Here is a 15359-nt window from a genome sequence, read left to right as displayed (position 1 = left end):
CTTCCTTCTCCGGCTGAAATATTGTATCATAATGTCTGATAAAACGCCACAATTTTATTTCCGCGAGCAACGAGCCAAATACCCATGCGAGCAACGAGCCAAGTAGCCATGCTTGCATGGGTATTTGGCTCGTTGCTCGCATGGGTATTTGGCGACTGCCGCGAGGGTCAAAGGCCCCGCAGCTCGCTGTGCTGCAAATTTGATGCCCCGATGCTTGCGGCGGGGTCTTTGACTAACGACTCTCAATACTTCCTATGTTTTTTATGAGAACTGAGATCGTACCATCCGGATTGGTGATAAATTCCACTTTATCCTTATTATTGTACTCCTCCATAGGAATTTTAAGCTCAATTCCCGTGTCTGTGAGCAGGTGTTGTTTTGTGAATTTTTTGGTGGTAGTCGGGTTCTGGGGTTCCACACGGGTCTCTGCCAAATTGTATTTCTCCAGCTTTTCCTGCACTTCCTCCCGCATCTGGGGATGTTCTTTAAAGATCTTGTCCATCACCACAGGCACATCCAGAATACCCTCGCTGGAAAGCTCCTGGTTGATAATGCTCTTGGTCTCCATCTGCACCTCAAACTGCTCGGACTCATTGTAATATTTCTTCTGCACATCCGTCACTGCTTTATTTACAATAGAAAGCCGGGTCTTGGCTGACAGGGAGCCCTGGCATTTTAAAAACAATTTTGAAAAATAGTTCGTCTTCACACCGCTCACGTCATACTTTTTCTCCACCAGACGCACATACTGGGGCGCACCCAGATCCAGCAGGGCGGCCTCGGAAAGCTTCTGTGTCTCCCCCGGAAGGATGGCTTTCTGCATGATAATGTCATTGTTGTTGCCCCAGGGGTCCGCATTGGTCAGGTGTGTATAAGAGGTACGGTAATTCATCTTCAAGAGCGCCAGATAGTTATGCCTGTCCACCTGGTACTCCGCCACCAGAAGGTCTGCCGGGGGGATTTCAATATTCTGGTTCATGATCGTAAAAAGTTCCTGGGCAATTTTCTTGGAGATCTCAACAAAATTTTCCGTATCATATTCTTCCACATATTTATATATGGTGGATTCTTCCTCCGAAAAGCTGCAGCTCCGTATCTCGTCACTGGTATCGATCCTGAAAATATGGGCTTTTAAAAAGTCCGCAAAATCGGAACCATAGTCAAGTACCTTGTCAGACAGAACCGGCATCCCCACTGTGGAGTCCAGAATATGTACGATTGCCTGTCCAATATGGATTTCTTCTTTATCTGCTATCATATGTGTTTCACTCCTGGCAGCTATTTTTCATCTCCATAGCTGCCACTCCTTTTCTGATCTTTTACACCTGTATACGGAAAACGGATACAGGTTTCCTGTAAAGTATACAGCAAACTGCAAATTTTATCTACATTTTTCGGGCTATTTATACTTGCGGCAAAATATAGGACTATGCTATAATTGTCCCTGATGAAGGCGTGATACACAGGCGTTACTATTCACAGCCCTGCCAAAAACACAGTTCTGTGAATAGTAACGCGTTTTGCGATGCACAGATATGGAACATTCTGCTCCATATCGCGCTGGCTATCTCGGGATTTTCATGCGCAGGCGCATAAAAACACCTCGCGGGATAGTGGCTGTGGATGGTAAAATACAGGCCTTCTATTATCATGTTCCGCCAAATTTCCATGGCGGATTATAAAGCACAAAGAAAAATGGAGGATAGCTATGCCAAAGAGAAATGACATTCACAAAATTCTGATCATCGGTTCCGGCCCTATCATCATCGGACAGGCCTGCGAATTTGACTATTCAGGAACACAGGCATGTAAAGCATTGAAAAGCCTGGGCTATGAGATCGTACTGGTCAATTCCAACCCGGCAACCATTATGACAGACCCGGCAACAGCTGACGTTACTTACATCGAACCGCTGAACGTGGACCGTCTCACAGAGATCATTGACAAGGAAAGACCGGATGCCCTGCTTCCCAACCTGGGCGGACAGTCCGGACTGAACCTCTGTGAAGAGCTGTACAACGCAGGCGTTTTAGAAAAATATAAAGTAGAAGTCATCGGCGTTCAGGTTGACGCCATCAACCGCGGAGAGGACCGTATCGCTTTCAAAGAGGCTATGAATGAACTGGGAATCGAGATGGCTAAAAGCGCACCGGCCTATACAGTTGAGGAGGCAGTGAAGATTGCTTCCGAACTGGGATATCCCTGTGTCATCCGTCCGGCCTACACCATGGGCGGCACCGGCGGCGGCATTGTGTATAATGAGGAAGAACTCCGCAAAGTGGCAGCTCGCGGTATTGCGGCATCTATGGTAAACCAGATCCTCATAGAGGAGTCTGTCATCGGATGGGAAGAGCTGGAAGTGGAAGTTGTCCGCGACGCAACAGGCAAGAAAATCTCCATTTGCTTCATAGAAAATATTGACCCCATGGGCGTGCACACAGGTGACTCCTTCTGTTCCGCTCCTATGCTGACCATTTCCCAGGAAGTACAGGACCGTCTGGAAAAACAGGCACACGCCATCGTGGAATCTATCGGTGTCATCGGCGGAACCAATGTGCAGTTTGCTCATGATCCTAAGACTGACCGTATCATCATCATTGAGATCAACCCCAGGACTTCCCGCTCCTCAGCACTGGCCTCCAAGGCTACGGGCTTCCCCATTGCCTATGTATCCGCACTGCTGGCTGCAGGGCTTACTCTCTCAGAGATTCCTTATTATAAGGGAGGCTCTCTGGCAGATTATAAACCGTGCGGCGACTATGTGGTTGTAAAATTTGCACGCTGGGCATTTGAAAAATTCAAAAAAGCGGAGGATAAACTGGGCACCCAGATGAAAGCTGTGGGTGAGGTGATGTCCATCGGCAAGAATTATAAGGAAGCACTCCAGAAAGCCATCCGCTCCCTGGAAAAAGGCCGCTATGGTCTTGGATTTGCAAAAGACTTCCATGAGCTTTCCCTGGACGAGCTGTACCTGAAACTGAGCGAGCCTACCAGTGAGAGACAGTTTATTCTCTACGAAGCCATCCGAAAGGGTGCGCCTCTTACCAAACTGCATGAGATGACCCGTATCAAAATGTGGTTCCTGGAGCAGATGAAAGAACTGGTTGACCTGGAGGAAAAGATCCTTGCCTGCCGCGGCGGCAATCTGCCTGACGAACTGCTGATCCAGGCTAAGAAAGACGGATTCTCAGACAAATACCTGGCACAACTTCTGGATGTGGATGAATGGGAACTGTTCCGAAGAAGAGAGTCCCTGGGTATGAACGAACGCTGGGATGCGGTTCCGGTAAGCGGTGTGGAAGAACCTGCTGCCTACTACTACTCCACCTACAACGGGGAGGACAAAGCACCTGTATCAAACGGCCGCAAGGTCATGGTCCTGGGCGGCGGTCCAAACAGGATCGGACAGGGTATTGAGTTTGACTACTGCTGCGTACACGCTGCCTTCACACTGCGCGACCTGGGCTTTGAGACCATCATGGTCAACTGTAACCCTGAGACAGTATCCACAGACTATGACACTTCAGACAAGCTGTACTTTGAGCCGCTGACCGTGGAAGATGTCATGTCCATTTACAATAAAGAAAAACCCCTGGGTGTCATTGTGCAGTTCGGCGGCCAGACTCCGCTCAACATCGCGGCGGAACTGGAGAGACGCGGCGCTCACATTCTGGGTACTTCCCCGGCTGTCATTGATATGGCTGAGGACCGTGACCTGTTCAACGCTATGATGAAAAAGCTGGATATCCCCATGCCGGAGTCCGGAATGGCAGTCAATGTGGATGAGGCCCTGGAAATTGCCCACCGCATCGGCTATCCCATGATGGTTCGTCCTTCCTATGTACTGGGCGGCCGGGGAATGGAAGTGGTATACGATGACAATATGCTCCGCGACTACATGGCAGCAGCCATTGATGTGACGCCGGAACGCCCCATCCTTATGGACAGATTCCTGCAGAACGCGCTGGAGTGTGAGACGGACGCCATCTCTGACGGTTCCAACGCATTTGTTCCTACCGTGATGCAGCATATCGAACAGGCCGGTGTCCACTCCGGTGACTCTGCCTGCGTGATCCCGTCCGTGGAAATCTCTGAGGAGAACAAAAAGCTCATCCGCCAGTACACCACAGCCATTGCCTGTGAGATGGGTGTAGTCGGTCTGATGAACATGCAGTACGCAATCTGTGAGGGTAAGGTTTACGTTCTGGAAGCCAACCCACGTGCATCCCGTACGGTACCTCTGGTATCCAAGGTCTGCAATATCAACATGGCGAATATTGCCACAAAGCTCATGGCATACGAGCTGACCGGGGAGCGTCCTGACGTGACTTCTTTCTCTGAAAAAGCACATCCGTACTACGGTGTGAAGGAAGCGGTGTTCCCATTCAACATGTTCCCTGAAGTTGACCCCCTTCTGGGACCGGAAATGCGCTCCACAGGCGAGGTTCTGGGACTGAGTGAATCCTTTGGTCTTGCGTACTATAAGGCACAGGAGGCAGCAGGTGCCAAACTTCCGCTGTCCGGCAATGCACTGGTAAGTGTGAACAAAGGCGACCGTGTACAGGCTTTGGAAGTTGCGAAACAGCTTCACGAGCTGGGCTTCACCATTGTATCCACAGAAGGCTGCGGCCAGTATTTCACAGAAAACGGGGTTCCCTGCAAGATTCTCAAAAAACTGCAGGAAGGCCGTCCGAATATCTACGACGCTATGGTAAACGGGGAAGTGGACCTGATCGTAAACTCTCCTGCCGGAAAACAGAGCAAATACGATGATTCATACCTGAGAAAGACCGCCATCAATAAGAAGATCCCTTACCTGACCACCATGTCCGCAGCGCTTGCAAGCGCCAAAGGCATTGCAGCGGTCATCCGTAAGGAACACGGCTCTTTGAAATCCCTGCAGGAATACCATAAGAGTCTGGAAGCGTAAAAAAACAGCTGCTGCTTTGCCTGCAGCTATGAAGGTACCAAACAGTCAAAGAAGGAGTTTATATACATGACAGCCAAACAATCTAAAAATTTTATGCTGCTGTTCACCGCCGCAGTCATCTGGGGAGTGGCCTTTGTGGCGCAGAGCGTGGGCATGGACTATGTAGGTCCCTATACATTCAATATGGTAAGAACTCTGCTTGGCGGTCTTGTCCTCATCCCCTGCATTTTCCTTCTGGGCAGAAAAAATGCCCGGAAGGACCCTGATAAGAACCAATCCTCCCAGGCACTTGACCGTCCCCGTGACTTGATCATAGGCGGCGGTCTGTGCGGTCTGATGCTATTTATATCCACCTCTCTTCAGCAGGTGGGCATTCAGTATACTACTGTGGGTAAAGCGGGATTTATCACCGCATTGTATATCATCATTGTGCCCATTCTCGGTATTTTCCTGAAAAGGAAGCCTGGACTGCGTATCTGGATCAGCGTGGTGACCGCACTGGTGGGATTGTATCTTCTGTGTATGACAGGAAGCCTTTCCCTGAGCAAAGGAGACTTTCTTATTTTGATCTGCTCCTTCTGTTTTTCCATCCATATTATGGTGGTGGATCATTATTCAGCGAAGGTGAGCGGAACCAAACTCTCCTGTATCCAGTTTTTTGTGACGGCTGTTCTGTCGGCGATTCCCATGTTTCTTCTGGAAACGCCGAAGATGAGCAATATTCTGCAGGCATGGCTGCCCATCCTCTATGCGGGAATCCTTTCCTGCGGTGTAGCCTATACCTTCCAGATCATCGGTCAAAAGGGCTGTGATCCTACCATTGCTTCCCTGATCTTAAGCCTGGAATCTGTCGTTTCCGTTTTGGCGGGATGGGTTATCCTTCACCAGCACCTGTCTGCCAAAGAGATGATCGGCTGTGTTCTCATGTTCGCTGCCATTATCCTGGCACAGGTCAATCCCAAAAGAGAGGGTGTAGACACAAACTCCCTGGAAGGGGAAACGGTATCCTGAAGCTATAAGACCATGGTGCAGATTAAAAAAATGGTGCCGGCTGTATGCCGACACCATTTTTTTACATTTCTATAAGGACCGGACGCACAGGTGAGCCATCCAAATCTGCCATTTTCATTGGCTGAGCTGCCAGAAAATACGCTCCTTTTGGAACCTCTCCCAATACAAGTCCCTCTACAATGACGATCTCCGCCCCCAAAAGGATCCGATGTATCTCCTTCTGGGTATCCGGATCTCCTACAGTCTGGTCCTCCACACCGATCAGATCCAGTTCTGCCCCCGCACAAACAGATGCAGCTTGGGGTGTCAGCAGGATATGGCCTTTTAAAAGCAGCTTTTTCGTGCCGTCCGCAAGCATCCGCTCCATATCTTCTGCCTGTACTGTACCTGTAAAGTCTGCAACTTTGCAGGTTCCCATACATTTTTCCAGGGGGATCCTGTCCACTCCGTGCTTTCCTGCACAAAAGTGCTTTGGCGCGTCTAAATGTGTACCGTTATGGCTTCCCATGGTGAGCACTGTGAGATTACAGGCATCTCCTTTTTCTATCTCATAGTAAGGTGTTTTTCCCGGCACCGGGTCTCCCGGATACGCCGGGGTTGAAAACAGCTCTTTTCCTATATCATACATTTTCTTTACTTTCATGTGTAATTCCTCTTTTCCCTGTATCCGTTTCAGGCTTCTGCGCTATTCCCTGCCTTTCACTGGCCTTTCAGCAGATATTCTTCCAATTCTTTCACACTTTTCACGATCTTGTCCGCACCGGCTTCTGACAGCTCCTCATAACTGCCGTATCCGTATGTAACTCCAATGCAGGAAACACCAGCCTGTCTTGCACCGTTCACATCCTGGTTCCTGTCCCCGATCATGACAACGTCCTCTCTTCTGTCCCGGTATCCCAGTCTGTCAAGGATGATCTCAATGACATCTGCCTTGGACATTTTCATCTTATCCGGGTCACTGCCCACGATTTCCTGAAAGTATCCCGTCAGTCCGAAATGCTCCAGGATCCGTTTCACCAACCCATCCGGCTTAGAGGAGGCCACGCCCAGTGTATATCCCTTCCCGTTCAGGGTCTCCAGCATTTCCCTGATGCCTTCATAGGGGCGGTTCTCAAAAAGTCCTGTCACATTATACCGTTCCCTGTAGTAATGGACACCCTTAACCGCCTCCTCCTCAGACATACCGCAGTAGCGCACAAACTGTTCCAGCAGAGGCGGGCCTACAAACACTTCCAGAGCCTTCAGATCCTCGGCCTCTCTTCCCAGCTTACGCAGCGCATACTGGACTGATCTTGTGATTCCCTCCCCGGATGCAGTCAAAGTGCCGTCCAGGTCAAATAACAATACTTGATACATATTTTCTCTCTCCCTTGGCAGTCATAAGTTGCTGTTCACAGTTACGATTCACCGTATACGGAACGCGTCATTTTTTCATTATAGACAAAAACCTGCCCAAAAACAAGAACAAGTCAAAATATTATAGATTTTTCTCCAATTATTGTATGACATTTTTATAAAAATCCTTTATACTAAAAGTTAGCATGCAAAAAAATGCAATATAAATTTGGAGAGGTCTTACATAATGGAAATAGCAGCAACAAGACGATCAACCTTTTATAAAGACATGTTCCGGCTGGCACTGCCCATTGTCATCCAGAACCTGATCACCACAGCGGTCAGCTCTGCCGATGTGATCATGCTGGGCTGGGTCAGCCAGACTGCTCTGGCAGCCGGCTCCCTGGCAAGCCAGATCATGTTTATCCTGAACCTGGTGTATTCCGGCATCGCTTCCGGTGTTATTATGCTGGCAGCACAGTATTGGGGCAAACAGGATACAGAAACCATAGAGCGGATCATGGGAATCGGTATGCGGTTATCCATCCTCATATCCTCCCTGTTTTTTGTGCTGGCCTGTTTCTTTCCCAGACTGCTCATGGTGATCTTCACCTCAGACCAGGAGCTTATCGCTGCCGGCATTCCTTATCTGAGGATCGTGGGCATCTCTTACCTGTTCATGAGCATTTCGCAGGTTTACCTGTGCACCATGCGCTCCATTGAGAGGGTGATCTTTGCCACTGCCACCAACGCGTCCGCTTTGGGGCTGAATATTATATTGAACGCGGTATTTATTTTCGGGCTGTTCGGGCTTCCCAGAATGGGGATCATAGGTGTCGCCATGGCCACCACCATAGCAAGAGGTGTGGAGCTTGCCATCTGTCTTTTAGATGCCTGCCGTTTTAAAACCATACGTTTCCGGCCCAAAACGATCATAGAGCGCCATAAACTGCTCTTTAAAGATTTTATCCGCTATTCCCTTCCGGCCTTTGGCAATGAGGTCTCCTGGGGTGTGGCGTTTTCCATGTACTCTGTGATCATGGGACATCTGGGCAGCGACATGGTAGCTGCCAACGCCGTGGTCATTGTAGCCAGAAATCTGGGTACTGTGGTCTGCTTTGGCCTTGCCAATGCCGGTGCCATCCTGCTTGGCAAATCCATAGGCGCGGGATTTATGGATACTGTGAAGGAGGACTCCACACGGTTCTGCAAGATCACGTTTATCAGCGGAATCGTAGGGGGAATCATTATCTTCCTTCTGCGTCCCCTGTTTATGAACATGGCTGACCTGACTCCCACTGCGCAGGGATATCTGAGCACCATGCTCTATATCAATATGTACTATGTACTGGGACAGGCCATGAATACCACGGTCATCTGCGGTATCTTCCGCTCCGGCGGTGATTCCCGATGGGGATTTCTCTGTGACTTTATTGATATGTGGCTGTTCGCAGTTCCATTGGGCTTTATCAGCGCCTTTTTGCTGAAGCTTCCGCCTATGTGGGTTTATTTCCTTATCTGTCTGGACGAATTTGTAAAGATGCCCTTTATCTACCGGCATTACAAGAGTTACAAATGGCTGCAGAATATCACCAGGGATTTCTGACATTCCGTATAACAAAGCCTTCCCGGGTATCTTTGCTGATATCCCATACAACAAAGCCTTCCCGGGTATCTTTGATGATATCCCGTACAACAAAGCCTTCCCGGATATCTTTGCTGATATCCCGGGAAGGCTGTCTCTTACTGCTATTTCAGAAAAACCAGCTCCTTCTCCGTAGAACGGCTGGGGTCAAACCCATAGGCAAGGCCGGAAAACTCTTTTATCTCTTCCGGCTCCGTAAAATCCTTCTCAGAAAGCCACCGCACCATCTCACCTCTTGCCATCTTCGCCATAGTCCCCTTTACCTTTACTTTTCCATCCAAAAGCTCCCCGAAAATGCAGGTAACAAAACGCATTTCCCGGTCCGCATATTTTTCTGCTGTCCTGCTGTATTCTTTTGATGCCAGATTCAGTATAAACTCTTCGCCTTCTGCCAGTTCTCTGTAAATCCTGTCCCCCCAGAAAGCATATAAGTCTTTTGTCCGGTCCATCTCCAATTTTGCCTGCATCTCCAGGCGGTAAGGGATCACTCCGTCCATAGGTTTCAGCACACCGTAAAGTCCTGACAGGATCCGCAGGTGCTCCCCCACATACACCCACTGCTCCTTTGAGAACACCTGGGGCGCCATATACTGGTACTGGATCCCCTCATAGGACAGAACCGCAGGTGTCATATTTTTATCCAGCTCCAGCTCCTTCAGCCTTAGAAAATTTTCTTCGGCGATCCTGTCATTACACTGCCAAAGCTTTTTCAGCTCCCCATATTCCATCGCTTTGAGTCTGTCTCTCAAAAGCTTTGCCTCCTCTATAAAAACAGGCATGGTTGTCTCAAAAGGTTCATCTGTATTTATATTCATCTTCTTCGCCGGTGAAATAATGATCTTCATATGTAATTCTGTAACTGTCTTACGCCTTCACAATGTTACGGATCTTAACGCTCACAGTTACCTGCTCCTTTCTCTTCCTCCAAAAAGTTTAGCACAATCACGGATTCTATGCTATAATAGATTTGCTTTTTTGTCTGAGAAAATTTTACAGGAGATAAACATATGAATATAAAAGCAGTGATTTTTGATATGGACGGGCTGATGTTTGATACAGAGCGCCTGATGAAGGCAGGATGGGAGGAAGCCAGCCGTGAGATGGGATTTACCCTGACAGAATATCATTTAAGCCAGATGCGCGGGGGAACAAGGGAGCGGAGCAGTAAACTTTTTGAAGAATGGTTCCGGGGAACCGTGGACTATGATCAGGGCCGTGCCATCCGGACCCGATATCAAAAAGAATATATTGAGAAACACGGTGTACCCGTGAAGAAGGGACTGATGGAACTCCTTACATACTTAAAGGAACATGAGATTCCGGCTGCGGTTGCCACCTCCACCCCCAGATGTGATGCTTCCCGTTACTGGGACATGGCAGGTGTTACAACGTATATCGCCGCCTCGGTGTGCGGGGATGAGGTTAAGAACGGTAAACCGGACCCGGAAATCTTCCTGACCGCCGCGGAAAAATTACAGACACCGCCGAAGCAGTGCCTGATATTGGAGGACAGCCTAAACGGCATCCGCGCTGCCAAAGCCGCAGGCGCCTGGTCCTGTATGGTGCCTGACCTGACCCCTGCAGTGGATGAGATCCGCCCGTTCTGTGACATCATATGTGAAGATTTGTCCCAGGTCATTCCTTATCTGGATTCCTGCGGTTCTTTTTTGCAATCTCCATGATCTCGTTATATTTGCCTGTAATGTACCCGAAATTATCCCTTTTGTGGGGAAGGCCGCATTTGCTGCAGTCCTTGATGCCTTCTTTGGTATAGTGAAAATTCCCTCCGCACTGGTCGCCCAGGGCGTACAAAGGACAGTAGCAGAACAGGCAGTTAAAATTTTCCGGGTCATTTGTTTTGTGACAGGGAAAGTATTCGCAGTCCTTATGGCTGAAAAAGGCGTACTGTTTGCCCTCCCAGTATTTTTCCTTGCTCATAATATCAGCCTTTCTATTGTCATGAATGAAAGGAGGCGGGGCACCTAAGCACCCGCCCTCTTATTATCTTACAGTCTCTCCGGATTGGAGCGCATAAATTTGTACTCAGCTACGGAACGGTCAAATCCTTTGATATGGTCATATAACCAGTCCACAACATTTTTTTCCACCTGTTTTACAAAGTTTTCGGTGGGGCCTTCCTCTTCCTCCAGCATCTCCTGAAGCTCTTTCACTGCCTGGCGGAATTCGTTATGTTTTTCCCTGTGCTTTTCCAGTCCCGGATATTCGATCTCCTCCTGGAGCTTTTCCTCTGCACTGAAATGAAATTCTGTGTAGTCAAGCAGGTAATCCAGCATTTTAACTGCCTTTACCTTACCCTGTCCATCCTCACAGCTCTCCAAAAGCTGGTTGATCTTGCCAATCAGCTCCTTGTGCTGGGAATCGATCATGTCATTACCGGTTACCAGAGATTCATCAAATTCTGCTCTCATTAATCAATACCTCCTGTACATTCTATTAACCATTATCTGCAGAACAGATAAGAGTTACCAAAATCAGTTACTGTTTTCTGCTGCCTGTGACCTTTAACAGCATCTGCAGCAGTTCCTTAAAGTCTATGGGCTTTGCCAGGTGGCCGTTCATGCCGCTCTCAATAGACTTTTTCATATCCTCGTCAAAAGCATTGGCCGTCATGGCAATGATCGGTATGGTCCTTGCGTCTTCCCTGGGCAGCTTCCGTATCTCCTTGGTGGCCTCCAGGCCATCCATAACCGGCATACGGATATCCATAAGGACAGCGTCATAATATCCCGGTTCTTTTTCAGAGAATGCTTTCACGCCCTGAAGCCCGTTGTCAGCCCGCTCCGCCCGGATTCCATGAAGGTTCAGGATCGAGCCTGCGATCTCCGCATTCAGTTCGTTGTCCTCCACCACCAGGACTCTTTTGCCCCGCAGTGTATCTGTCTCTTTTGAAACATTCTCTTCCTCTTCCTGCTTTGTGCCGTCTTTCAGGGTAATGGCAAAGGAAAAGGTGCTGCCCTTGTCAGGCTCGCTCTCCAGGCTAATCTCCCCATCCATCATCTGCACTAACTGGCTGCTGATGGCAAGCCCAAGGCCTGTTCCTCCAAACCTGCGCGCCGTACTCTCGCCTGCCTGTTCAAAGGAATGGAAGATCCGCTTCTGGTCCTCTGCCTCGATTCCGATCCCCGTGTCCTCCACAGAGAAGGAAATCTCCGTCTGATCCGGTGCCGTTCGGCGCTGGTTCACAGCAAACAGGATATGTCCGTCTTTGCCGGTAAATTTCAGCGCATTTCCCAGAAGATTAATCAACACCTGTTTCAGATGCATGGCGTCTCCCACCACCCATTTCTGCACAAAATGTGTTTCCGTAGTATAGATGATCCCCTTCTGGGCCGCCTGAGGCCTGATCAGATCATCAATATCCCTCACCCACTGCTCCAGGTCAAAATCCAGCAGTTCCAGTTTCATCTTGCCGCTTTCAATCTTGGACATATCCAGTATATCATTAATCAGCGAAAGAAGATAGTCCGAAGAGGTACTGATTTTTTCCAGATATGTCTGCACCTTTGGCGGCACCTCTTTATCCTGCATGGCAATTTCCGTCATACCTATAATGGCATTCATAGGTGTCCGGATCTCATGGGACATTCTGGAGAGAAATTCGCTTTTTGCCTTGCTGGCCTGGTCATAATGGACTTTGTTTAAGTTATTCTCTATGATCTTGGCAGTCTCCTGGATGTTGCTCTGCTCCTTTTTATCCCACAGAACCGCCCCTTCTTCTGCCAACAGCGTTATGGAGCCTATGTATTTTCCGCCATCTGTCATGGGGACGCTGAAGCCCCTTTTTGTCTCAGGCAGCATGAGAAACTTCCGCTGCTGCTCTGTCATCTGTTTCCCGTCAAGCAGGAAAGGCTCTCTTCTGTACTGTTCTGCAAGCGCTTTGAATTCCTCCGCGGTAAAACGCTTCATATCTTTCTCCTGATGATCTGCAGGATTCTTATGCCACTGATGGGAAATATAAGCAGTATGGAAATCCCGGTCCACGGAAGTCATCAGGATATCCGTTGCCCCGTAATAATGCCCCATCTTGACAAAGAGCACTGACAGAATGGACGCCATATCCCCGCCCTTATCAAAGAAGTTCAGGGTGAGGGAAACCATATTAAGCTGGGGACCGCTGGTGATGCTGGCTATATCGTTGATCTCCGTCAAGATGTTTTCTTTGGTCTGGCTTGGGATCTCCCGGTAGAAATACACCCTGCCGTCCTTTTTCTGCTTTGCAAAAGTCAGGGCACAGCGCACCCGGCGCAAAAGCTGGACATATCCCAGGTTAGCGTTATTCCTCATACAGGCTCCTGCGGATAGATGAATACTGAATTCTGCCCCCTGGTAAAGCTGGGCGATCTCTTTTCGCACCTCATCTAAAAACTGCTCTGTCTCCTCCCCGGTAAACTCTGCAAGCCAGATGAGGATCTCATCTCCGCCCTGGCGCACCAATATGATCTCTCTTGCCTCTGTCCGCTTTAGCTGTTCTTTTTTTGTAAGGAGCAGACTTCCAATCTCTTCCAGGATCACATCCCCGAAGATAAGGCCATAGGTTTCATTCAGTATCCGGAATTCATCCAGATCCAGAAGCGCCATGCATCCACTGTCCCCACGGGCAAGCACCTCTGTCAGATACCGCCGTCCCTCTCTCTGTGTATGCAGTTTTGTGATAGGGTCCCGCTTTGCGGATTCAATCTCCCTGAGTTCCTGCATCTTCTGTTCATGGATATCCCGAATGCTGCCGATGATCTTGCTTTTCCCGCCGTTCTCATCCCGGATCACCTCACCCTTTAGCAGTCTCCAGCGGAATTCCTCAGCGCTCTCTCTTTTTCCGCGGAATTCTATATGGATCTCATCTTCCTCCCCGGAGAATGCTCTTTTTAACTTACTGATATCCTCCGTAAAAGTCCGGCTGCTTAAAAGCTCCAATTCCTCCGTGATCTTATATCTGACTGCCTGTCCGTCACGCTGGGGGTAGTTGAACAGTTCAATTTCCTCTTTGCCTAGATCATATGTAAAGAAAATATCATCACTGCTCTGCAGCGCAATGCGGTACCTTTCCTTTTCCTCTGTCAGTCCCCTCTCAGCCACTTCCTGCCGTCTGGTCAGATTTTTCACCACATCATACAGTTCATCCACCTCCGATACACCGGAGGCTTTAAAATGTTCCAGACTCTTGCCGGTACTGCTGCGTATACATTCTGCCAGACGCCGGATGGGGTTGGTCACATGGTTCGCCACCAGGTAGGTGCAGATAATCCCAAATACAAGGGCTACCAGGATCGCTGCCAATACCTTCCACAAAATCTGCTGTCCGATCCCGAAAATGGCATCGTCCTTCTGAATTCCCACAAGGAGCCATTCCTCATCCTCAAAAGGCGTATTCGTATTGTAGAGATGCAGCTTTTTCGCCGATGCATAAAGCTTTCCGTCATCTTCGTCTTCATCCAGAGTATAGACCTGGTCAAATTTACTCTCCTGGACATTCAGATACGGCCCCAGCGCCCGGAGCCGTTCTCCCAGGACTCCGGAGGCCACAAGAGGGGCCCACTTGTTCTTCTCTGTGCTCTTAACCAGCAGATACCCGCTCTGTTCATTTTTATTCAGTTCGCCGGCCGGAAGCATATCCACAATATGGCTGCTGGATACCTCCACGCCCATAACCCCGTACACCACCCCATTGCTGATCAGGGGAACCGAGTAGGTAAGCGCAGGATATTCCCCGCCGCTCTTACCCTCGTTTAGAGAAAAGGGACTGCTCCAGTACCCAAGGTTTGTATAGCTGGCATTTGGGTTTTCCAGTGCCGCTTCATAGGGTTTGTAAAAGAAGTTATCCCTGGAATTCTTCCCGGAAGGCTCAAACGTAAAATCCGTAGTCCAGTAGCTGTCCAGGGCAACCCCTGTCTGATGGACAATATCCCTGCCTCCGCGCTCCATGAGCACATCAGAGTAATCCAGTGAATTTGCAGACGGGTCAGCATCTCTGAAATAATATCCCCTGCATATCCGGCCGCCCTCTTCGTTTTCCCCGTCCTGATTGGCCAAAACCAGGAAACTGCCTGTCACCTCATTTTTTCTGAGCTGATAGAGGCTTGAGAGTGCCGTATTCTGCAAAAGCTGTTTCTGGAGCTGTCCGTCGTCCAGAAACTCCTTTACTGTGATCCGGTTAGATGACAGAAGGGAGTCCAGCTCCCTGCTGATCTTCTCCTCATTTTCACTGACTTCCATCCAGTGCTGGACCATATTGTTTTCTAACGTGATCTTCCTGTTCTCCACTGTCTGTTCCATGATTCCCACAGCATAGGAGTCCAGCAGCCGCATTGTGCCGCCGATCAGGACGGTTCCGTATGAAAGAAGGCTTTGTATCACAAGCACCGCAATGAGAGGGATGCAAAACAGAGCCAATATAGTCCACTTTCTTTTCCTCATTTTATA

General features: G+C 49.1%; 11 protein-coding genes. 4 read left to right on the top strand and 7 right to left on the bottom strand.

All coding sequences use genetic code 11. The features are described from left to right. Positions 1–232: 232 nt before the first annotated feature. On the bottom strand, positions 233–1258 hold the full coding sequence (locus CI595_RS07205) for a nucleoid-associated protein (RefSeq protein ID WP_095172608.1): 1026 nt from the start codon (positions 1256–1258) through the stop codon (positions 233–235). Positions 1259–1708: 450 nt separating this feature from the next. Between CI595_RS07205 and carB the strand changes: the two genes are divergently transcribed. Together carB and CI595_RS07195 are read left to right on the top strand one after the other, a co-directional pair. Then, positions 1709–4930, top strand: coding sequence for a carbamoyl-phosphate synthase large subunit (gene carB, locus CI595_RS07200; protein WP_095172607.1), 3222 nt, complete (start codon positions 1709–1711; stop codon positions 4928–4930). 66 nt (positions 4931–4996) lie between these two features. Next, positions 4997–5941 carry a DMT family transporter gene (locus CI595_RS07195; protein ID WP_095172606.1) on the top strand — a complete coding sequence of 315 codons (945 nt, stop codon included), beginning with the start codon at positions 4997–4999 and terminating at the stop codon, positions 5939–5941. A gap of 61 nt (positions 5942–6002) precedes the next feature. Here CI595_RS07195 and CI595_RS07190 read toward each other — a convergent pair whose 3' ends face one another. Together CI595_RS07190 and CI595_RS07185 are read right to left on the bottom strand one after the other, a co-directional pair. Then, the gene (locus CI595_RS07190; RefSeq protein ID WP_095172605.1) at positions 6003–6584 is read right to left on the bottom strand and encodes a cyclase family protein; all 582 of its coding nucleotides are present in this window, start codon (positions 6582–6584) and stop codon (positions 6003–6005) included. 56 nt (positions 6585–6640) lie between these two features. Further along, positions 6641–7297, bottom strand: a complete 657-nt coding sequence (locus tag CI595_RS07185) for an HAD-IA family hydrolase (protein ID WP_095172604.1) — start codon at positions 7295–7297, stop codon at positions 6641–6643. Positions 7298–7523: 226 nt separating this feature from the next. Here CI595_RS07185 and CI595_RS07180 point away from each other — a divergent pair, with 226 nt between their 5' ends. Then, positions 7524–8882 carry an MATE family efflux transporter gene (locus CI595_RS07180; protein WP_095172603.1) on the top strand — a complete coding sequence of 453 codons (1359 nt, stop codon included), beginning with the start codon at positions 7524–7526 and terminating at the stop codon, positions 8880–8882. Positions 8883–9025: 143 nt separating this feature from the next. On the opposite strand, the gene yaaA is transcribed toward CI595_RS07180, so the two are convergent. Next, the gene (yaaA, locus tag CI595_RS07175) at positions 9026–9766 is read right to left on the bottom strand and encodes a peroxide stress protein YaaA (RefSeq protein ID WP_095172602.1); all 741 of its coding nucleotides are present in this window, start codon (positions 9764–9766) and stop codon (positions 9026–9028) included. Positions 9767–9928: 162 nt separating this feature from the next. Here yaaA and CI595_RS07170 point away from each other — a divergent pair, with 162 nt between their 5' ends. Then, entirely contained in the window at positions 9929–10603 is a 675-nt protein-coding gene (locus CI595_RS07170) for an HAD family hydrolase (protein WP_095172601.1), read from the top strand. On the opposite strand, the gene CI595_RS07165 is transcribed toward CI595_RS07170, so the two are convergent. The 3 genes from CI595_RS07165 to CI595_RS07155 all read right to left on the bottom strand — a co-directional run bounded on the left by CI595_RS07165 (position 10557) and on the right by CI595_RS07155 (position 15353). Further along, positions 10557–10859 (bottom strand): cysteine-rich small domain-containing protein, encoded by a 303-nt coding sequence (locus CI595_RS07165; RefSeq protein ID WP_095172600.1) that lies wholly within the window; start codon positions 10857–10859, stop codon positions 10557–10559. The genes CI595_RS07170 and CI595_RS07165 overlap by 47 nt on opposite strands. Before the next feature lie 68 nt (positions 10860–10927). Then, positions 10928–11350 carry a bacteriohemerythrin gene (locus tag CI595_RS07160; protein WP_065541319.1) on the bottom strand — a complete coding sequence of 141 codons (423 nt, stop codon included), beginning with the start codon at positions 11348–11350 and terminating at the stop codon, positions 10928–10930. 67 nt (positions 11351–11417) lie between these two features. Next, positions 11418–15353: an ATP-binding protein gene (locus CI595_RS07155; RefSeq protein WP_095172599.1), complete on the bottom strand. Its 3936-nt coding sequence runs from the start codon at positions 15351–15353 to the stop codon at positions 11418–11420. Positions 15354–15359 lie beyond the last annotated feature (6 nt).

The sequence above is a fragment of the Blautia hominis genome, from assembly GCA_002270465.1.
GTDB lineage: Bacteria > Bacillota > Clostridia > Lachnospirales > Lachnospiraceae > Blautia > Blautia hominis.
Note: the sequence above shows the minus strand (reverse complement) of the source record. Positions and strands in the feature narration are given on the sequence as shown.